Raw genomic sequence first — 20,981 nt, forward strand, 5'->3', positions numbered from 1 at the left:
CGATGAGCGCAAGCATTTCAACCACCGCTCCGTTCACGGGCGGGAACGAGCACCCCGCTCATGAGGACCATCACGATGCAGGGTCGACCACGCTGGTCGGCTTCTGGATCTACCTGATGAGCGACTGCGTCCTCTTTTCGGGCCTGTTTGCAACCTATGCCGTTCTGGCGCATCAGTTTGCGGGCGGTCCGACCGGCCGTGAACTGTTCGATCTGAACTTTGTTCTGATCGAAACCATGCTCCTGCTGGTGTCGTCGCTGACCTATGGTCTGGCCACGCTGTCGATGTTCAAGAAGAACCGTGCCGGCCTTCTGTTCTGGCTGGGTGTGACCTTCCTGCTGGGCGCTGCCTTCCTCGCGATGGAAGTCTATGAGTTCAATCACCTGATCCATGAGGGTGCGGGTCCGGGCCGCAGCGCGTTCCTCTCGGCCTTCTTTGCGCTGGTGGGAACCCACGGTCTTCACATCACGTCGGGCCTGATCTGGATTCTGGTGCTTTCGGCCCAGCTTCTGCGTGACGGTCTGACGGAAAAGAACCAGACGCGCGTGATGTGCCTCAGCCTCTTCTGGCACTTCCTGGATATTATCTGGATCGGCGTCTTTACCCTTGTCTATCTGTTGGGTGTACTGTGATGAGCTCTGCACACGAAACACATGACCACGGCGCGAGCCACGGCAGCCTGAAGACCTATCTGATCGGCTTCGTGCTGGCAGTTGTTCTCACCGTCGTTCCATTCATGCTGGCCATGAACGGCTACTTCACGCCGGGAACCACCGCAGCCATTGTGCTCGGTATCGCCGTCGTCCAGATTTTGGTGCATCTGGTTTACTTCCTGCACCTCGATCCGAAGTCGGAAGGCGGCTGGAATATTCTGGCACTCATCTTCACGGTCATCATTCTGGCTATCGTTCTTGCCGGCTCCATCTGGGTCATGCATCACCTCGATACCAATATGATGCCGATGTACATGTCGCCGGAAGACGTGCGCAATCTGCCATAATATCAGGTCTCGTTGAGTTTGACTCATCGAGACTTGTTAAGCCCGTGCGGCGATAGAGCATTTTCAGGACGCGGATAGCGCTAGCATCTTAGCGCCCTGCTATAAAAGGCTCGTCAAACACATTCCCTGCACCACAACGCTGCAGGGAATGCATCTGTGAGCCTCGCAAAACAACTGGCCTGACGGCCCGTGATCGCGGCTTTATCCTCCCTCTCTCCCCCCAAAGCCGCGTGGCGTCCCGGTTCCCTCCGGGGCGCCTTTCTTTTTGACTGTCTGTCAAAGAGGTGAGAGTAACATTTCCTGTAAAATTTTAATCAACTTGCTGTAAGTGCGACGTTGTATTTTGTAAAATAAAGATGATTGCAATCAATATCTAAGTGTAGAAAATAATAATATACGCCCTAAATTTACCATTATTGCGCATGTTGTTTGCATAGTGTACTATATCAACATAGATTAGCTCGTGTTTGATACTTATTTGGTCTCTGTTCGATCGCTAATCTGGAGAAGATGCGATGTCTTTATTTAAGGGAATGCTTACTAATAATCGTATTCTTGGTGCGGCTGTTATTGCCGCAACCCTGTTCACGCCCGTTATTGCTTCCGCTGCAACAGCCTATGTCTCGGCTTCGGTCAATGTCCGTTCGGGCCCCGGTTCCAATTACGGACGGCTTGCCGCGCTCCCCGCCGGTGCGACGGTCAATGCCGGTTCCTGCCGCAATGGCTGGTGCCAGATCTATAACGGGAGCCGTGTCGGCTGGGTCTCGGCGCGTTATGTGCGTTTCGGCGCCTATAGCGGCCCCGCCTATGCCGCACCGTCCAGCACTACGGTGATCGTCAATAATGACGGTTACGATGACGGCTTCGGCCTCGGACTTGGTATCGGCTGGGCGACCGGCGGCTATTGGGGTCCCGGCTGGGGCGGTGGTTGGGGTCCAGGCTGGCGCGGCGGACCGAACTACGTCAATGGCTGCATTGGCCGCAATTGCCAGTCCAATCGCGGCGGCTGGAATCCGCGCTGGGGCCATGGCCCGCGCTGGAACGGCGGCGGCAACTGGGGCGGCCGTGGATGGCCGCAGGGCCAGATACGTCGCAACTGGGGTCCCGGTCCGGTGATGTCTCCGACCCGCTTTGGTGGTTTCAACCGCGGCTTTGGCGGCGGTGGTATGGGCGGCGGCGGTTTCCATTTCGGAAATATGCGCCCGATGCACGCTGGCCGCTGACGGCATCCGGTGTGTTTGTGCCAGAACTTATTTTGATCAGGTCGTTCTCCCTCCTCCCAATGGCCTGATGGACAGCTCGCCGGCAGCACCCCGCCGGCGAGCTGTTACAATTTTCTGATCGCGCCCTGCAATCAATGCGGAATGCGAGCACAAAGCGCTTCAATCTGCGCGGGAAGTTGCAATGGTGTGGTAACGTTAATACTCCATTGACTGAAATGGTCCATATCTAGCGTTGTTGCTTGGACTTCCGTTCTCCCTATGGTAATCCCTGAATCGTCCTGGGCTTGGGGGTAATGAACGGGACGCCGCCAGGCGACCGCATAGACAGGAACCGGACAGTAGCGCGTATGACTTGGAGTAACAGGACGATACAGGGAAGGGGCATCGCCGTGCTTTTGCTGGCGGCTCAATTTTCCTCTTTCATCGTGTCGCCTGCTTTGGCGTTCGAGATCTTTGGTGTTCGTCTGTGGGGCGAGGACAAGAAGGAAGATCCTGACATCATCGACCCGAAGACCTACTCCGTCGAGGTCACGACCACGGGCGACCGCAAGAATGCGGACGGCACGGAAGCCGATCTGAAATCCACCATTGAAGGCGCTTCAGGCCTCGTTTCGGATGCCGAGAGACCAGCTTCGGGCTCCGCCGGACTGCTGGCCAAGGCGCGCGGCGATTATCGCCGCATTCTGGCCGCACTCTATGGCGAAGGCCGCTATGGCGGTACGATTTCTATTCAAGTCGATGGTCGCGAGGCGAACGACATTCCGCCCGACGCGGAAATCCCCAATGATGCGAAGGTCGCGATTTCGGTTGACCCCGGCCCGCAATTTCTGTTCTCGCGCACGGCCATTTCCAATATTGCGCCACCGCCGGTCGACAAGCGCGATCACGTGCAGTCGCCCGAAGATGCGGGCTTCGCGCCGGGGCAGGTGGCGCGTTCGGGTACGGTCATCAAGGCGGAGCGCCTTGCCGTTGAGGCGTGGCGCCAGCAAGGCTATGCCAAGGCGCGGGTTACCGATGAGGATATCGTCGCGGACCATGCCGACAACCGGGTTTCCGCCGATGTTTCGCTCGATCCCGGCCAGAAGGCGCATTATGGCCCGGTCAGCGTCGTCGGAACCGCGCGCATGGACCCGCAATTCGTGGCCTGGATGACCGGGCTGAAAGAAGGCCAGGAATACGATCCCGACGATATCGAGAAAGCCAAAAAGCGTCTCGGTCGTATGGAAGTGTTCCGCGCCATGAGCTTTGAGGAAGCCGAAAAGATCGAGCCGGACGGCAGCCTGCCGATGACGCTCAACGTACAGGAGCGCAAGCCGCGCCGCTTCGGCTTCGGTGCCGAATATTCGACCATCGATGGTTTCGGCCTGACCGGCTACTGGATGCACCGCAACCTGTTCGGACGCGGCGAGCGCCTGCGTTTCGATGCCAAGGTCAGCGGTATCGGCGGCACGCAGGACAATTCCTTCGATCCGAAGAACTTTACCTATCTTCTGGGTACGAGCTTCACGAAGCCGGGCGTCTATACACCGGATACGGATTTTGTCGCCTCGCTTGATGCCAAGCGCGAAGTGCTGGATGCTTATACCGAAACATCGGTCAATGCGAAGACCGGCTTCACGCAGATATTCAGCGACGAGCTGTCAGGCGCGCTCTATGCCAAGGCGAGCCAGGGTCATTTCGACGATGACGTCTTCGGCTCGCGCAGCTTCACGACGGCGGGTCTTGAGGGCAATCTTCTTTATGACAGCCGCAACAACAAGCCGGATCCGAGTTCGGGCTTCTATCTGGAAGGCAATATCCAGCCCTTCTACGAATTCCAGTACGGCAATTTCGCCACCCGTTTCACCGCCGAAGGCCGCACCTATTACGGCTTTGGCGAAAAGGATCGCGTGATCCTCGCAGGCCGTCTCAAGTTCGGTTCGATTGTCGGCGCGTCCATCGAGGACCTGCCGCCGAGCCAGCTCTTCCTGGCAGGTGGCGGCGGCTCGGTTCGCGGCTATGGCTATCGCAACATCGGCGTCAGCGCAGGCAATGGCGAGATCATCGGCGGGCGCTCGCTTGTCGAGGCCAATGGCGAAGTGCGCACCCGCATCACCGACTCCATTGGCGCGGTGGCATTTGTCGATGCCGGTTATGTCGGTGAAAAGTCTTTTCCCGATTTCTCGGAACAGATGCGTGTCGGCGTCGGTGGCGGTCTGCGCTATCTGACCGGTCTTGGACCGATCCGCCTTGATGTCGCCGTTCCGCTCAACCGCCGCTCGGGTGACCCGAGCTATGGCTTGTACGTAGGTATAGGACAGGCGTTTTGACCAGATTTCTCGCAATCATCGCCTTCGTCGCTTTCGCCGTCACGGCAGTCATCTTCGGCTGGCCGGAACAGCAGAAACAGTTGCAGGCTCAAGCTCAAGTTCCCGCTCAGGCTCAAGATCAGGCCTCTGGACAGGAACAGGCAGAAGCACCAGCAGAAGAAGAGAAATCCTATTTCCTGTCCTTCGTGGAAAGCCAGCTTTCCGCGCCGAACCGCCGTATTTCCATTTCCGGTATCAGCGGGGTTCTGTCTTCGGAAGCAACCGTCGGCTCAATCACCATTGCTGACCGCGAAGGCGTCTGGCTGCGCATCGAGAATGCCAAGCTGAACTGGAGCCGTACCGCACTTCTTGTTGGTCGTCTCAGCATCCAGTCGCTTGCTGCCGAGCGTATCGATATCATTCGCAAGCCGTTGCCTGACAACAGCCTGCCGTCGCCGGAATCGTCCACGTTCAGCCTGCCGGAACTGCCGATTTCAATCAGCCTCGACCAGCTCGCCATTGCGCGCCTGCATTTCGGGCCTGACATTTTCGGTCTTGAATCGGAAGTTTCTGCCAATGGCAGCCTGTCGCTTGCCGATGGTTCGCTCGATTCAAATTTCGACATCAAGCGTCTCGACGGTCCCGGCGGAAATTTTGCCCTTCGCGCGGCCTATGCCAATTCTGACCAGAAGGTCGATCTCGACCTGAAAGTCTCGGAACCGGCTAACGGCATCGTCGCCAACCTGTTGAACATCGATGGCCGTCCTCCGGTCGATCTTACTTTGAAAGGCGCCGGTCCGCTTGACGAGTTGAGGGTCGATCTTGCGCTCGACACCAACGGTAGCCGCACGTTGACAGGCGAATTCGCGCTCAACCGGCAAGGTCAGGCGCCCGATGGCGGACGTGTTTTCTCTGCCCGTTTCAACGGTCCGATCGCGGTTCTTGTACCGCCTGTATTCCGCGATTTCTTCGGTGCCGAAACCGTACTGTCGGCGGATGGCTTCCTGAAGGATGCAGGCGGCTTCCGCCTTGATGATCTGGCGCTGAACAGCGCTGCCTTGAAACTGAAGGCTTCTGCCGAAACCGGCAATGACCGCTTCCTGAACAAGCTGCGCATTGATGCCTCCATTGCCGATGAGAGCAAGGGCCGCGTCCTCCTGCCGGTCAAGGGCGCTGAAACCTATATCGACAATGCAAAGTTCCAGGTCGCTTACGGTGATCGCCCGACCAATGACTGGACGGGAACGCTTGCCATTGCCGGTCTCAAGAACGCAACGATTTCCGCCGACAGCATCGCGCTCGATATGGGCGGCGTTGCCGAGAACCTGAGCGATGCCGCCAATCGCCATATCACCTTCAAGGTCAATGGCGGGATGGATGGCATTTCGGCAGAACGGGCGGAAATTGCCGAGGCGCTTGGCAGCAAGATTGCGCTCGCCATCGACGGCGCATGGCGCGCCGGTTCGCCGGTCGAGCTGGCGCAAGCCAATATTGCCGGTAACGGTCTCAGCCTCGATCTCAAGGGCAATATCGACGACTTTGCCTTCAATGGCGATATCGCCGCCAAGATTACAAGCCTTGCGCCGTTCGGCGCTCTGGCTGACCGTGACCTTGCAGGCAGCATCGATGTCAACGCCAAGGGCATTGTTCGCCCGGTCAGCGGTGCATTCCAGCTCGACCTTAACGGCACAGCACAGAACATGCGCACCGGCACGGAAGCAGTCGACCGCATTCTCGATGGTGCCGTCAATCTCAGCGGCGCGCTTGGCCGCAGCAGCGAAGGGTTTTCGGCGCGTGATTTCCGTATCGGCAATGAGCTGAGCGAAATCACTGCCAATGGTTCCTTTGCATCCGACAAGGCAAGTTTCGACTTCGGCGTCATGCTGTCCGATCTGAAGCTTCTTTCCGATCAGGCATCGGGGCGGATGACCGTCAAGGGCAGTGCGCGCGGCGACGACAAGCTGATCGCGCTGGCGCTGCGCGCCGATGCGCCGGAGGGCACTCTGGCCGGTCGCAAGCTTTCCGAAGGCGGCCTCGATTTCAATGCCATGCTCGATGGAAATGCAAAGACAGGTGCTGCCCTTTCCGGCAAACTTGCTGGCAGTGCATTCCTTAATGGCCAGCGTGTTGATCTTGGAACGCTTATCGACATCGTCAATGACGAGAAGCGTCTGACCGATCTCGTTTTCAATGCAGGCGGTGCGCATCTTTCGGGCAATGTCACCCAGACCGCGAAAGGTCTCCTGACCGGCGCGCTGAAGCTCGATGCGCCGGATATTTCCACGGCAGCAGCCCTGGCGCTGGCAGAGGCGACCGGTGCGGCCAATGCTGATATCACGCTCGACGCCTATGACGGTCGCCAGAATGCATCGGTCACTGCCAATGCCAAGGACATCAAGGTCAATGGCAATCGTATCACCTCGGCTGATATTGCCCTGACGGCAAAGGACCTGTTCGGCGTGCCGGTGGTGGACGGCAATGCTGCGGCGCGCGACATAATGGTCGGCACTTTCGGCATCGACAGCTTCGATGCCAAGGCCAATGCGACCGGGTCGAAAACCGATTTTACTGCCAATACCAAGTTGAAAATCGGCACAGTCGCCAGCGCTGCCGGTTCGCTTGAGCCGAAAAATGGCGGTTTTGAACTGGGACTGGCTTCGGCCCACGTGAAGCAGGGCACACTCAGCGCCAATCTGGCCGCGCCCGCCACCATTTCCATGAAGGGCGAGGAAATCTCCTTCGGGGATATCATCATCAATACGGGCGCAGATGCCAGCGCGGGGCAGGTCAAGGTGAATGGCGTGGTCGATGGTCGTCTCGATCTTTCGGTCGCCCTTTCCAATCTGCCGCTGGCTCTCGCCAATACGTTCAAGCCGGAACTAGGGCTTGGCGGCACGGTCAACGGCACAGCCCGCATCACCGGCACGAAAGAAGCGCCCAATGTCGCTTTCGACATGGCGGCGCGAGGCGTGACAGCAGCAGAGCTCAAAAAGCAGGGCATTGCGGCTCTCAATGCCGATGCCAAGGGCACCTCGGCCAATAATCGGCTCAATGTCGATGCGCATGTAACCGGAGGCGGCGGCATCGATGTCCGCGCCAATGGCGGCGTGCCGCTCAGTAAGGGCGATCTTGCCATTGACGTCAATCTCGCCAATCTTCCGCTGACGGCATTGAACGGTGCGGTCAAGGGACAGGATCTCGCGGGCAATGTGACCGGAACGGCGCGTGTCACGGGCCCTCTCACCAATCCTGCGGCAACCTTCAATCTGCGCGGTACAGGTCTTGCGGCCAAGCCGCTGCGCGATAACGGACTTGCGCCGCTCACCCTGCAAGCTGCAGGCAGCTATGCGGCCATGGCTATCGACTTCTCGTCGCTGACCGTCGACGGTCCGCGCGGCCTCAATGTCACCGCCAATGGCAAGGTTCCGTTCTCGGGGCAGGGGCTTGGAGTCAATGTCAATGGTAGCATTCCGCTGGCGCTCGCCAACCGCTTCCTGGCCGATCGCGGTGCGCAGGTAAACGGTACGCTGACGCTGACGGCCAGCGTTTCGGGCGGCTTCAACCGTCCGCAGTTGCGCGGCATGTTCTCCACCAATGGCGCAACCTTTGTCGATCCGGACACCAATGTTCGCCTGAACAATATCAATGTCATGGGCAGCCTGGATGGCGAAACCGTCACGCTGCGTCAGGTCAATGCCGCGCTCGGCAGCGGCGGATCGGTTTCTGCCAGCGGTACGATCTCGACCAATGCCGAAGCGAGTTTCCCGGCCAATATCGAGATCAAGCTCAATCGTGCCCGCTATGCCGACGGCAAGCTGGTTGTGGCGACCGTCGACGGCGGGATCACGATCAGCGGGCCGCTGATGCGAGATCCTTTGATTTCAGGCCGCATCGATGTCGACAGGGCAGAAATCTCGGTGCCGGAAAATCTGGGCGGCGGCGCAGCCTATGTTCCGGTTCGCCACAAGAACACGCCTAAGAACGTTCAGGTGACGCTTGATCGCGCCAAGGTCGAAACGCGTCGCAGCAAAGTGCCGACGCCGACAGCGCGTCCGACCGTGCCGCGCCTCGACGTTGTCATCAATGCGCCCAACCAGATTTTCGTGCGCGGTCGCGGCCTCGATACGGAGCTGGGCGGACGTCTTCGCCTGACCGGGCCTGTGACCGATATCAAGCCGGTCGGCGCGTTCGACATGATCCGCGGCCGCATCGGTATTCTCGGGCAGCGCATTACCTTCGATGAAGGCAATGTCACGCTGGTGGGCGATCTTAATCCGCAGCTCAACTTCGTCGCCCGTTCGGAAGGCAATGAAATCACTGCAATCGTGACGGTGACGGGTACGGTTGATAATCTCGACATAAAATTCTCGTCGACGCCGGAATTGCCGCAGGATGAAGTGCTGGCGCAGTTGATCTTCAAGCGCTCAATCGGCGAGTTGTCGGCCTTCCAGATCGCACAGCTTGCCGCTGCCGCCGCCGAACTTGCGGGCGGCTCCAACAACTCGCTCATGAACAAGCTGCGCGCCGGGACAGGTCTCGACGATCTTGATGTCGTGACGGATGACAAGGGCCAGACAGCAGTTCGTGCCGGTCGCTATATCCGCGACAATATCTATCTGGGCGTGGAAGCGGGTTCAGGCGGCTCAACCAAGGGCACCGTCAATCTCGACATCACCCGTAACCTGAAAGCCAAGGGTTCACTGGGAGCGGAAGGCGATTCCAGCGGCGGTATCTTCTACGAAAAAGATTATTGATCGCCGCAAAATATTGAAGGTAATCAAGGCCGGGTTTCATGACCCGGCCTTTTGCTATCCGGCTACAATTCAGAATAGCGGTTTTGAGGCAAAGCCACATTTTCGCCATCAAATAGCCATGAGATACATACGTTCGTCGCATTTGCCATGAAACTTAAATCGATTGAATTTTTACATTCACTGCAATTTATGCTTTCAAACGGAATTTTCAGACACGTTTGCGCGAGTTGTTTAACCGTTCTTCAACCATAAGAACGCAAATTGCTGTTGAGTATGGCGGTCGCTTGACGGCTGTGTTTCAACCCTTCTGTCCGGGTAATTTGCATGACCAAGTTCATTGACGATCTGAGCCGCCGCCGCTTCCTTTTCGGCACCGGTGCCGTCCTCCTCACCGGTGCTGCCGGTTGTAACCAAACGATGGATATGTCGGCCTTCCAGATGAATGTCGATCCGATGTCGACGGGCGGGATTACGCCGATGCGTCCGCAGATCAGCGTCGACCGCGATATCACGACGCCGGATGTCATGTACGCCGCCGTGCAGGAAGGGCCGTATTCACTGCCCGCAATTCCATACGAGAAGGTGCCGAAGCAATTCCGCCGTCAGATCGTGCCGGACCCGACAGGGCAGGCGCCGGGAACGATTGTCGTCAGCCTCAAGGATCATCTTCTCTACTACGTTCTGCCGGGTGGAGAAGCGCTGCGTTACGGTATCGGTATTGGCAAGGCCGGATTCGAATGGTCGGGCACGGCCAATGTCCAGTACAAGAAACAATGGCCGGTCTGGACGCCGCCGCCGGAAATGATCCAGCGCAAGCCGGAACTGGCGAAATATCGCAACGGTCAGGAGCCCGGCCCGCAAAACCCGCTGGGTGCGCGCGCGCTCTATATTTTCCAGAACGGGCGGGACACCGGCTATCGCATCCACGGCTCGCCGGAATGGTGGTCGATCGGCCAGTCCATGTCATCTGGCTGTATCCGCCTGATGAACCAGGACATCATCGATCTCTATAACCGCGTACAGGGCAAGGCTCCGATCATCGTCGGATAGCCGGACCGGAGGAATTCCGGCTCTGACGGCCTGCAAATGGCGTTGTGCTGCGCTTCCGGTGCTCATGTACCTAAAGTACACTCCGCTCCGGTGGTCGCACCCCACCATTTTCGGCTCGTCATAACCGAAATCTCAACGGTCCGCACGGTGCATCAGCGTCTGTTGGAAATTGAAGCGTTTCTGCTGCAAATAAAAAGGCCACGCCAGATCTGGCGCGGCCTTTTTGTATCAGGTTCGATACGATTACTCGTAGCGCACCGACTTCGGCATGGCTTCGCCGAGATTGACGAAATGGCGCAGCCCGGCGCGCAGATTTTCTGCCGAAGCCATATGAATCTGGCTCTGCGGCACCACATCGTTCTGCACGATCTGGGTGGATACGCCCGGCATGACAAACGCTCCTGCGGTCAGGACGAGGGCGGCGGCAATGCCGAGGCGTCGTTCGGTTCTGGCCTGCATTTCTATCTCCTTGCGCCGGGTGACGGCGACTTGAAATCTGGAATCACATTCATTCGCAAAACGCTGGGACTTTCCGGCCAAGGATCGATCTGGGGTCGATCTTGGGTCAATCAGTGAAAAGTCGCGCGCGGCGTAAAATTCAAAGCGCTGTCGATGGCATGGATCGGTATTGGCAACAAAGTCTGGCCGAAATCAGCCAGCGTGTCGGCAAAATTGCGGGCAGCCCCTGCCACATCGTCGCAGCGGCGATGGCAGGCAATGGCTTCAAGGCAGGTATCAAGCAGCAGCGCGTCCTGATTCTGGATGCCGGAAATCAGCCCCAGCGTCAGGCATTCCTCACGGCAGACATGGTGCGAGTCGAAAGGGAAAGCACGCAACTGGCAGCTGGCGCAATGGCGCAGCACGCGGATGAAATGCGACAGCTCGCCCACCGCGCGTTTTGCTTCCGAAGGCCCAAGCACTTCCGAATAGAGGCCCCAGGTCATTTCCCACGGGATGATCGAGCCTGTCTCGAAACCCGCAGTCCAGCGGCGATAACCTTCCAGCACCAGCTTTTCCGGCAGGCGATCGAAATAGCCCGCAGTGTTGGCGCCGTTCAGTTGGGATATGCGCATATTCATGTCCGCCTCCCGTAGAAGCTACGGAATGAAGAGATGCATGCGGGGCGTGAACCCTGCATTTTTACAGAGGGACGTTCGGTTTCCCCCCGCACATTGCAATATCCGGTCGGCAAGAGACTGAGCTGCCAAGGCAGGCCGTCGACATTTGCGGACCGGCATTCGCCGAGACCAATCATAGGGTCCTCCAATCGAAAGGGTTCAAGGCCCAGACATCAAAGGTTGTGAATTTGCACCATGCATAAAAGCCAGAAAATCCATCTGGAGTCAATTACTCAAGTTTAAAATCTTATTAGATTTCAATTGTTTGGAATTATTCTAGACTTTAATACTCATGTTTACAGCATTCGAGAAGGAACGCAACCGCTGTGGGGGAGCAGCGGTTGCGGCAAACGGGCGCATAATGCGCGAAGGAGAGAGGACGCGGATCATTCGCCCCTTTGCTAACACCACAGTCGCATTCTTCGTGATGCCGGGTTGCAAAGAGCAATCTTCCCCGTTCCGGTGCTCACGTAGCTTTCTCTGGCGCTTAGCCTTATCCGAAAAGTCCGCAACTTTTCGGGACTATGCCTGGAAGCACGCTCCGCTCCGGTACTCGAAAATCACTCTTCTCGCCACGGTCTGACGAATTTGCAACTGTGGTGCTGGAGCGCATCCCGCAAAGTATGAAACGGTTTTCAGGATGCGCTTTAGAACAAAAAGCCGAGACGCGCTGATCTGATTCAGTCAGATCGAAACGCGCTCTAGTGACCCGAATGCTCCCCATCTTTCTGGCCGCCCTTTTGACCGCTTTGCGCGGTGACGGGGAAATCGATTGTGACCTTGCCGGCCTTTTCGAATTCCAACGTGACAGGAACGGTCTCGCCTTCCTTGTATGGCTTTTCCGGTTGGATGAACATGAGGTGATAACCACCGGACTTCAGCTCGACCTTCTCGCCTGCCGGAATATCCAGACCGCCTTCAAGCTGGCGCATCTTCATCACGTCGTTCTGCATCGACATCTCATGGATTTCGACGCGCTTGACACCGCCGGTGGTGACGGAGACCAGCTTGTCGGCATCCTTGCCGTCATTGGCGATGGTCATGAACCCGCCTGCAACCTTGGCACCGGGAACCATGGCGCGCACCGAAGGTGCCGTGATTTCCAGTTCGCCAAGCTTCGTCGGCATTGCTGCCTGCATGGAGGCCCCATCCATCTGGCCCATCTTGTCGTGCCCACCATGGCCGCCGTGCCCATCGTCAGCGCCCGCGGCCTTCACGAGCAGCTGCGGTGCCGGATGCGCCAGATCGTGCGGGTTCTGGCCATCCTTGGGCACTTCCGTCCACGCAACCGAAGCGTCGCTTCCGCAGACCTGCGTCACGGGAAAGGAGAGGGTGGTGTCCTTGTCGAACTTGGCGAGCTGGCCGACAACGGTGAACTCGTCGTAGAAATCACCGGGCAGGTTGCCATCGGTGAAGCGGACTTCGCGGACGCCGGAAGTCACATCCTTGCCGTGCACCTTGTAGCTCTGGGCATAGTCACCCTTGACGGTCTCGATCTTCCAGCCCGCCTTGACCTGCGGCTGGGCCGAAATGAAGCCTTCAGGCAGCTCGACCTTCACTTCAGTCGTGGCCTTGCCGTCGCAGCCATGCGGTACGCGGAAGGTTGCCTTGTAGAAGCCGCCTGCCTTGGCTTCGCTCTGGTCGAGGGAGGAGTGGGCTTGGGCCAGGCCAGCAGAGGCGCACAGTGCGGCAATCGAGATGGCGGAGGCGAAAAGACGATAGTTCTTCATTGTGTCAAACCTGAATAATCATTGGAAGGCACGCCGGTACCAAGTTCGGGGGAACAGGGTTCAGGCGCGTTTCATTCCCGAATGCGATCCGGGGAGCGCATTCGCTCAAACGATATTATTCAGGCGAGCGGCGGCGCTTGCGGCGGTGCCGATGGCGGATAGGTGTTGTGCTGCAGGATCGGTTGCGGCGGCACGATGCCATCCGCCATGGCGATATGCGGGGCTGCACCGGTTGAACCCGTAGGCGCAGGGCACAGGAAGGCCGATGAAATCCGGCAGGCTTCGCAACTATTGTTGCTCAGATGCTTGTCGTGACCCTGATGGTTGGGATCGGAACCATGATCGCCGATGCAGAGCACCGGGTAGGTTCCATCAGGCAACTGGTATTGGGCAAGCAGGTAGCTGTCGGGCGCATTGAGGTCGATGGGCTTGTGCGCAAAGGCGACGAACATCAGGGCGAATACGCTAAGGACGCGTATAGCCAAGGATATCCGATATTGGCCGATGCTTGTCTTCAACTCAAAGCTTCTCCATTCAAGCCGAATTTACCTAGCCTAAAGGAGCTGTCTTTGCCAAGCATCAAACAGAAACGGCGCGAATTGGTCGCGCCGTTTCTGTTTTTCAGCGGTCGGGAGAATAGATATCGAGGTCAGATCGCCCGCTTCTTCATCTGTTCCGCGATATAATCAGCCTGACGGATAGCGAGAGCTACGATGGTCAGGGTCGGGTTTTCCGCGCCGCCGGTTGTGAACTGGCTGCCATCGGAAACGAACAGATTCTTGATGTCATGCGTCTGTCCGTGCTTGTTCACGACGCCATCCTGCGGCTTTTCGCTTATCCGGTTGGTGCCCAGATTATGCGTTGACGGATAGGGTGGGGTCGGGAAGGTACGGACGGCACCAACGGCCTCATAAAGCGCCTTGCCCTGCGCATAGGCATGATCGCGCATGGCGATATCGTTCGGGTGATCGTCGTAATAGACGTCGGGAACCGGCAAGCCGTGTTCGTCCTTCACGTCCTTGCTCAGCGTGATGCGGTTTTTCTCCTGCGGCATGTCTTCGCCGACGATCCAGAGACCGGCCATGTTGACATAATCGTCGAGTGCCGAGGTGAAGCTGCGCCCCCAACCGCCCGGATTGAGGAAGGCAGCCATGAAGGGCAGGCCAAGCGAAACGGTTTCCATCTCATAGCCGCCGACGAAGCCTCGTTTCGGATTATGCGCAGCCTCATCGCGGATGATGCCTGCCATGGTGGTGCCGCGATACATATGAACCGGCTTTTCAAACGAGGCATAGACCGAACCGGTGGTGTGGCGCATATAGTTGCGCCCGACCTGCCCTGACGAATTGGCGAGGCCGTCCGGGAATTTCGACGAAGCCGAATTGAGCAGAAGGCGCGGGCTTTCAATCGAATTGCCTGCCACGCAGACGACGCGCGCCTTCTGCAAGTGCTGCTTGCCATCCTTGTCGGCATAGAGCACGCCCGTCACCTTGCCTGCCGCATTGTGCTCGATCTTGAGCGCCGTGCATTCCGGGCGAACTTCCAGCCTGCCGGTTTCCTCGCCCTTGGGAATTTCCGTATAGAGCGTCGACCATTTTGCGCCCCATTTGCAGCCCTGAAAGCAGAAGCCGGTCTGCTGGCAGGCCATGCGGTCGTCGCGCGGGGCGGAATTGATAGCCATGCGACCCGTATGGCATTCCTTGTAGCCGAGCTTGTCGGCACCGGCTTTCATAACCTTGAAATTATTGTTGCCGGGCAGACCCTCAATGCCGTTGGTGCGGGTGACCCCCATCTTGTCCTCGGCCTTGGCGTAGTAAGGCTCCAGATCGGCCAGCGTGATCGGCCAGTCGAGCAGATTTGCCCCTTCGATCTTGCCGTAATGGGTCAGGGTCTCGAACTCGTAATCCTGAAAACGCAAGGATGCACCAGCCCAGTGGGTGGTGGTGCCGCCGACAGCCTTCACGATCCATGCGGGCAGGTTCGGGAAATCGTTCGCCACGCGCCAGCTGCCCGATGTCGTGCGCTTGTCGAGCCAGGCGAGCTGGGCAAAACTATCCCATTCATCATTGATAAAATCTTCGAACTCGTGGCGTTTTCCGGCTTCGAGAATGACGACGTCGATGCCTTTCTGGGCCAGTTCGTTGCCGAGCGTGCCGCCGCCAGCGCCCGAGCCGATGATAACGACGACCTTGTCGTCCTTGAGATTGTATGGAGCAGCCATTGTTTCCTCCCAATGCTTTCCCGTTTCCGCAAAACGCAAGGCGCTTGCAGGACGGTGGTGCCGCTTTGAAATTGGTATGTTCTGCGCCGGGGGCGCCTAGAGCCATTCGATATCGTCGAAGCCGCGCTGGATGTAACCGCCCTTGGAATAGGCTTCGCCCTCGTAGCCGAAGAGCGGCCAGATATCCTTCTGGTTATAAAGGCCGGTCACAAGCCCGCTGCGCACCTTCTGGAAGAAGGGGCTTTTCTCGATCTCGCGCAGGATCGCGACGCGCTCTTCCTCCCAGCCAAGCCCCAGATAGCCTCCGGCTCCAGCCCGCTTGTTCAAATCGGCAACACCGTCCTCGATCAGCTTTTTGAGCGTCTCGTCCTTGGCGGAATCCGCGTCATAAGGTTTGACGGCAATGGCATAGAAACGGTCGGGAAGCTTGTCATGCGGATAGATGTCGCGCGCAAGCTGGATCAGGGTCGCCATGGTTTCGGGCTTGAGCGTGGTGGTTTCAAGCGCCCATGCGAATTGCGGGCAGATAACGGCATTGCCGCTGACAACGAGCATGGCGCCGAGGCTGAGGCCTGCGCCGCGCTTGAGAATATCGCGGCGGGACAGTGTCTTTTTCTCTCGGGTGGAAAGACCGTCAAAAACGGTAGTCATTCGGTTCTCCTCCTTTGCTTGCCCGTCCGGAATGGGCGGGCTGGCTATGCGTTCCCGGAGATTCTCACCACCGGGAATGCTGGCTTTCCCGTCTTCCATGGCCGCTCCTCCCGGCCAGAAAAGACGATAGGGAGCGGCTTACTGGTAGCGGCCACCCCGTTGCAGAACTTCGATCTTGTAGCCGTCCGGATCTTCCGCGAAGAAGAAGCGGGCAAGCTGCACGCCGTTATTCTTGAAATCGACAAGCTTGCCGACCTTGAAGCCAAGTTCCGTGAAACGGGCATGTTCGGCATCGACGTCATCGACCGCCACGGCGAGATGACCATAGCCGTCGCCCAGATTGTAAGGCTCGGTACGGCCCTTGTTGACCGTCAGCTCGACTTCGAAATCGGCTTCGGCATTGCGCAGATAGATCAGCGTGAAGGTTTCGAAATCAATGCGCTCGGCAATATCGAGGCCAAAAGCCTGATTATAGAAGGAAACGGATTTTTCCTCGTCGAGAACACGGATCATCGAATGAATGGCTTTAGCCACAAGCTACTCCTGTTTCTTTTGCCGCTTCCTCAAAAGCGGCTTGCGATTGTCTTGCTGGTTGTCGATTATGAAAGAAAAAGCGACGGCGTGGTGGCAATCGGCTACCACAGCCAAGTTCGTGCTCTTAATGAAGGGAGGAACCCATGTGCAAGGTTTTCGCCGAGCAGGACCCGGAAGGCTACCGGCAGATCAATCGCTCCGTGCGCATAGGCGGCCATTCCACCAGCATTCAGCTGGAGGCCACCTTCTGGCGCCTGCTGGATGAGATCGCGGCCAGCCAGAACCTGACCACGCCCCGCTTCATATCGACGCTTTACGACGAAGCGCTGGAGGCCAATGGCGCGATCCCGAATTTTGCCTCCATGCTGCGCACCACCTGCGCGCTCTATCTCATGGGTCATCGTCCCGAGGCTGCCGTCTGCGAGGAGGCAGCCTGACAGAGGCCTGAAACGGGCATTGGCCTTTTGATGAAAAGGGAATAGGGAGTAGGGCAATATGTTCTTACATCGGACATACTTCCTTACTCCGGTATTCCCTTGCTGCCTTCATTAAAGGAATCGAAATGACAAGCGTAACACGCGAACAGGTTCAGGAACGGCTGAAGACCGTGACGGGACCGGATTTCGAAAGCGATGTTGTGTCGCTCGGACTGGTGTCGGATATCTTTATTGCCGACGGCAAGGTTTTCTTCTCCATCACGGTTCCGGCAGCGCGCGCCGATGCGCTGGAGCCGATGCGGCTTGCCGCTGAAAAGGCCGTGAAGGAAATTCCGGGCGTCACTGGCGCGCTGGTCACGCTCACCGCCGAAAAGAAAGGCGGACGTACCAGCGACGATGCGCCCCCACCACCAAAGCCGCAGGCCAGACCTGCAGCCGCTCCGGTTCAGCATCGCCACCCGCCACAGCCGCAGCGCGCAGCGACGAAGCCCGGCATTCCGGGCGTTGGCGCGATTATCGCTGTTGCATCGGGCAAGGGCGGCGTCGGCAAGTCCACCACCGCGGTCAATCTTGCGCTCGGTCTTGCCGCCAACGGGCTGAAGGTCGGCATTCTCGATGCCGATATTTACGGACCATCCATGCCGCGCCTGCTCGGCCTTTCCGGCCGTCCGGAAACGGTCGAGGGCCGCATCCTGAAGCCGATGGAAAATTACGGCATCAAGGTCATGTCGATGGGCTTCATGGTCGATGAGGAAACGCCGATGATCTGGCGCGGGCCGATGGTCATGTCGGCGCTGACGCAGATGCTGCGCGAAGTGGCCTGGGGCGAACTGGACGTTCTGGTGGTCGACATGCCGCCGGGCACCGGTGACGCACAGCTCACCATGGCGCAGCAGGTGCCGCTGGCGGGTGCCGTGGTCGTTTCGACACCACAGGACCTGGCGTTGATCGACGCGCGCAAGGGCTTGAACATGTTCCGCAAGGTGGATGTCCCGCTTCTGGGCATCGTCGAAAACATGAGCTACTTCATCGCGCCCGACACCGGTGCGCGCTACGATATTTTCGGCAATGGCGGCGCGCGCAGGGAGGCGGAGCGTCTCGAGGTGCCGTTCCTGGGCGAAGTGCCGCTGCATATGGATGTGCGCGCCTATTCGGATGCGGGCACGCCGATCACCGTCCATGAACCGGACAGCGAACACGCGAAAATCTATCGCGAGATCGCCCGCAAGGTCTGGGACAACATGAAGGGCGGCAAGTGGGCTGGAAAGCCCGCGCCGGCGATTGTCTTCGAATGAAAAAAGGGCCGGAAACGGCCCTTTTTCTTTTGTCAGGTGATAACGCTCGGCTCTGTCCGCCCGCTGCGCTTTTTCACCTCGGCGATCTGTTCTGCCGCGTCGATGAATGGGGCCAGCGTTTCCTGCGTGTCGAGATTGTGCCTGGTGGTATCCGCTTCATAGCGCTCGACATAGATGCGGATGGTAGCACCTGACGTACCGGTGCCGGACAGGCGCAGCACCACACGACCGCCATCCGGGAAATAGATGCGGATGCCCTGATGTTCGCTGATCGAGCCGTCGACCGGATCGTGATAGGCGAAGTCGTCGGCCTTCTCGATTGTGAGGCCATTGACGGTCGTGCCGGGCAGGCTTGCAAGCTTGCCGCGAAGATCGGCCACCAGTTGTTTGGCGATATCGGAATCGACAGCTTCATAGTCGTGGCGGGTGTAATAATTGCGCCCGAAACGCGCCCAATGTTCCTCGACGATGTCTTTCACGCTTTCCTTGCGCACCGCCAGAATATTGAGCCAGAGCAGTACGGCCCACAGGCCATCCTTCTCGCGCACATGGTCGGACCCGGTGCCGGAGCTTTCCTCGCCGCAAATCGTGACCTTGCCATTGTCGAGCAGATTGCCGAAGAACTTCCAGCCCGTCGGCGTTTCAAACATGCCGATGCCGAGCTTGTCAGCCACGCGGTCGGCGGCAGCACTTGTCGGCATGGAACGGGCAATGCCCTTGATGCCGTCCTTGTAGCCCGGCGCCAGATGCGCATTGGCGGCCAGCATGGCAAGCGAATCGGATGGCGTGACGAAGATGCCGCGCCCGATGATGAGATTGCGATCACCGTCGCCATCGGAGGCGGCGCCGAAATCCGGCGCGTGGTCGGACATGAGCAGATCATAGAGATCTTTTGCGTAGACGAGATTCGGATCCGGATGGTGGCCGCCGAAATCCGGCAGGGGCACGAAGTTCATCACGCTGCCTTCCGGCGCGCCGAGACGGTGCTCGAAGATTTCCTTGGCATAAGGCCCGGTCACCGCATGCATGGCATCGAATTTGAGACCGAAACCGCCCTTGATCATGGCGCGGATTGCGTCGAAATCGAACAGGCTTTCCATCAGCTCGGCATAATCGGCGACAGGATCGAAGATGACGACTTCGGTGTCGCCGATCCGGCTCGTGCCGATCGTGTCGATATCAATATCGGCCACATTGGCAATCTTGTACTGGTCGATCACTTTCGAGCGGGCGAAGATCGCCTCGGTGATCTTTTCCGGTGCCGGTCCGCCGTTGCCGATATTGTATTTGATGCCGAAATCTTCATTCGGGCCGCCGGGATTGTGGCTTGCCGAAAGTATCATGCCGCCGAAAGCCTTGTATTTGCGGATCATGTTAGAGGCGGCAGGCGTCGAAAGAATGCCGCCCTGCCCCACCATGATGCGCCCGAAGCCATTGGCGGCGGCCATCTTGATGAGCTTCTGGATCACTTCGCGGTTATAATAGCGTCCGTCGCCGCCGACCACGAGCGTCTTGCCGGCAAAACCTTCCAGCACATCGAAAACCGACTGGATGAAGTTTTCAGCGTAATTGGGCTGCTGGAAAACCGGAACCTTCTTGCGCAGGCCTGAAGTGCCCGGCTGCTGGTCCTGGTATGGCGTGGTGGCGATTGTCTTGACGGTCATATCTTTCCCGTTCGATTAAATGAATTAAGCAGTCAATGTGTTGGCATTTGCGGTCATTGCAAGACAACATAGATCAAACTTATTGATTGAAAATAACAAACTGTGTGGTTGTCGCTGGCCATGCTACAAATTCTGCCATGACCGACAATGCTCGCCCCATCAATGGCCCGCGCGATGTGATGCGGCTGAAACGCGACGATACCACCGGCCTGGAAGCCGTGGCCGCCCGTTTTCACAGCCATGCCTATGACATGCATTTTCATGACGAATGGCTCGTCGGCGTGACCCATGCGGGCGTGCAGGATTTTTTCTGCCGGGGCAAGCGGCGGCAGAGCACGCCGGGGCGAGTGATTCTCATCGAGCCGGGCGAACGCCACGACGGGCAGGCGGTCGCCGCGGACGGTTTTGCCTATAACATGCTTTATATGCCGCAATCGCTGGTCAGAAGCGCGATGGGTGGCAATGATGCGCATATCGGTTTTCGCGAGACGCTGGCCGATGACGGACAGTTGTTTCATGCGGTCGCCCGCACCTGCGAGGCAATCTTCCTCGAAGCGCCGCGCCTGATGATTGAAGACTGCCGCGATCAGGTGACGAACCATCTTGCCCGACATCTTGGGCAGGACGTGACAGAAAAAGGGTCGGCTCCGCATCCGGTCGCAGCACGCGCGATGGACTATCTGCGGGCGCGCTTCGACGAGGAGTTCGGCCTCGATGAACTGGCGGAAGCGGTTGGGGCCGCCGACCGTTTCCAGCTTTCACGCGGGTTCCGGCGTGAATACGGCACCTCGCCACATGCCTGTCTGGTGCAGTTGCGCCTTGCTGAAGCACGGCGCCTGTTGCGCGAAAAAGTGGCGCCAGCAGAAGCAGCCGCGCTCAGCGGATTTGCCGACCAGAGCCATATGGGGCGCTGGTTCCGCCGCGCCTATGGCATGACGCCTGCTGCTTATCGCAAGGGACGCACAAACGTTCCAGAAATTGCAGCGAAAAGCCGTTAGCCCTGTCCTCGAAAAGAG

General features: G+C 58.3%; 17 protein-coding genes. 9 read left to right on the forward strand and 8 right to left on the reverse strand.

The genetic code is table 11. From position 1 onward, the window contains the following. Window positions 1-2 precede the first annotated feature (2 nt). The 6 genes from cyoC (at window position 3) to OHI65_RS09830 (ending at window position 10,315) form a co-directional block, all read left to right on the forward strand. Complete coding sequence (gene cyoC, locus OHI65_RS09805) at window positions 3-632, forward strand: cytochrome o ubiquinol oxidase subunit III (protein ID WP_010657855.1); 630 nt, start codon at window positions 3-5, stop codon at window positions 630-632. Continuing rightward, a complete protein-coding gene (locus tag OHI65_RS09810) occupies window positions 632-1,000 on the forward strand; it encodes a cytochrome o ubiquinol oxidase subunit IV (RefSeq protein WP_010657856.1) in 369 nt (122 codons plus the stop codon). The genes cyoC and OHI65_RS09810 overlap by 1 nt, the downstream gene beginning before the upstream one ends. A gap of 515 nt (window positions 1,001-1,515) precedes the next feature. After that, window positions 1,516-2,223 carry an SH3 domain-containing protein gene (locus OHI65_RS09815; protein ID WP_125300492.1) on the forward strand — a complete coding sequence of 236 codons (708 nt, stop codon included), beginning with the start codon at window positions 1,516-1,518 and terminating at the stop codon, window positions 2,221-2,223. A 389-nt stretch (window positions 2,224-2,612) separates the two neighbouring features. Beyond that, window positions 2,613-4,532: an autotransporter assembly complex protein TamA gene (locus OHI65_RS09820; protein WP_040129035.1), complete on the forward strand. Its 1,920-nt coding sequence runs from the start codon at window positions 2,613-2,615 to the stop codon at window positions 4,530-4,532. Beyond that, the gene (locus tag OHI65_RS09825; protein ID WP_125300493.1) at window positions 4,529-9,265 is read left to right on the forward strand and encodes a translocation/assembly module TamB domain-containing protein; all 4,737 of its coding nucleotides are present in this window, start codon (window positions 4,529-4,531) and stop codon (window positions 9,263-9,265) included. Before OHI65_RS09820 ends, OHI65_RS09825 begins: the two co-directional genes overlap by 4 nt. Before the next feature lie 324 nt (window positions 9,266-9,589). Continuing rightward, window positions 9,590-10,315: a L,D-transpeptidase gene (locus tag OHI65_RS09830; RefSeq protein WP_125300494.1), complete on the forward strand. Its 726-nt coding sequence runs from the start codon at window positions 9,590-9,592 to the stop codon at window positions 10,313-10,315. A 243-nt stretch (window positions 10,316-10,558) separates the two neighbouring features. Here the strand turns inward: OHI65_RS09830 and OHI65_RS09835 are convergent, their stop codons facing one another. The 7 genes from OHI65_RS09835 to OHI65_RS09865 all read right to left on the reverse strand — a co-directional run bounded on the left by OHI65_RS09835 (window position 10,559) and on the right by OHI65_RS09865 (window position 16,569). Further along, window positions 10,559-10,774, reverse strand: a complete 216-nt coding sequence (locus OHI65_RS09835) for a hypothetical protein (RefSeq protein ID WP_125300495.1) — start codon at window positions 10,772-10,774, stop codon at window positions 10,559-10,561. 110 nt (window positions 10,775-10,884) lie between these two features. Next, complete coding sequence (locus tag OHI65_RS09840; RefSeq protein ID WP_011982289.1) at window positions 10,885-11,394, reverse strand: hypothetical protein; 510 nt, start codon at window positions 11,392-11,394, stop codon at window positions 10,885-10,887. 740 nt (window positions 11,395-12,134) lie between these two features. After that, complete coding sequence (locus tag OHI65_RS09845) at window positions 12,135-13,163, reverse strand: DUF1775 domain-containing protein (protein WP_011982290.1); 1,029 nt, start codon at window positions 13,161-13,163, stop codon at window positions 12,135-12,137. Window positions 13,164-13,282: 119 nt separating this feature from the next. Continuing rightward, entirely contained in the window at window positions 13,283-13,681 is a 399-nt protein-coding gene (locus OHI65_RS09850; RefSeq protein WP_011982291.1) for a hypothetical protein, read from the reverse strand. Window positions 13,682-13,812: 131 nt separating this feature from the next. Next, the gene (locus OHI65_RS09855; RefSeq protein ID WP_264358814.1) at window positions 13,813-15,384 is read right to left on the reverse strand and encodes a GMC family oxidoreductase; all 1,572 of its coding nucleotides are present in this window, start codon (window positions 15,382-15,384) and stop codon (window positions 13,813-13,815) included. Between the two features lie 96 nt (window positions 15,385-15,480). Further along, window positions 15,481-16,035, reverse strand: coding sequence for a hypothetical protein (locus OHI65_RS09860; RefSeq protein ID WP_029375836.1), 555 nt, complete (start codon window positions 16,033-16,035; stop codon window positions 15,481-15,483). A 138-nt stretch (window positions 16,036-16,173) separates the two neighbouring features. Next, window positions 16,174-16,569 carry a VOC family protein gene (locus tag OHI65_RS09865; protein WP_011982294.1) on the reverse strand — a complete coding sequence of 132 codons (396 nt, stop codon included), beginning with the start codon at window positions 16,567-16,569 and terminating at the stop codon, window positions 16,174-16,176. Window positions 16,570-16,712: 143 nt separating this feature from the next. Here OHI65_RS09865 and OHI65_RS09870 point away from each other — a divergent pair, with 143 nt between their 5' ends. Beyond that, the gene (locus tag OHI65_RS09870) at window positions 16,713-17,006 is read left to right on the forward strand and encodes a ribbon-helix-helix domain-containing protein (protein ID WP_006471202.1); all 294 of its coding nucleotides are present in this window, start codon (window positions 16,713-16,715) and stop codon (window positions 17,004-17,006) included. Between the two features lie 125 nt (window positions 17,007-17,131). After that, window positions 17,132-18,301, forward strand: a complete 1,170-nt coding sequence (apbC, locus tag OHI65_RS09875) for an iron-sulfur cluster carrier protein ApbC (RefSeq protein WP_125300496.1) — start codon at window positions 17,132-17,134, stop codon at window positions 18,299-18,301. 32 nt (window positions 18,302-18,333) lie between these two features. On the opposite strand, the gene OHI65_RS09880 is transcribed toward apbC, so the two are convergent. Beyond that, window positions 18,334-19,965 (reverse strand): alpha-D-glucose phosphate-specific phosphoglucomutase, encoded by a 1,632-nt coding sequence (locus OHI65_RS09880; protein WP_125300497.1) that lies wholly within the window; start codon window positions 19,963-19,965, stop codon window positions 18,334-18,336. A 137-nt stretch (window positions 19,966-20,102) separates the two neighbouring features. Here OHI65_RS09880 and OHI65_RS09885 point away from each other — a divergent pair, with 137 nt between their 5' ends. Then, on the forward strand, window positions 20,103-20,963 hold the full coding sequence (locus OHI65_RS09885) for an AraC family transcriptional regulator (protein WP_125300498.1): 861 nt from the start codon (window positions 20,103-20,105) through the stop codon (window positions 20,961-20,963). Window positions 20,964-20,981 lie beyond the last annotated feature (18 nt).

The sequence above is a fragment of the Brucella sp. MAB-22 genome (assembly GCF_025908475.1).
Taxonomy (GTDB): Bacteria; Pseudomonadota; Alphaproteobacteria; order Rhizobiales; family Rhizobiaceae; genus Brucella; species Brucella anthropi.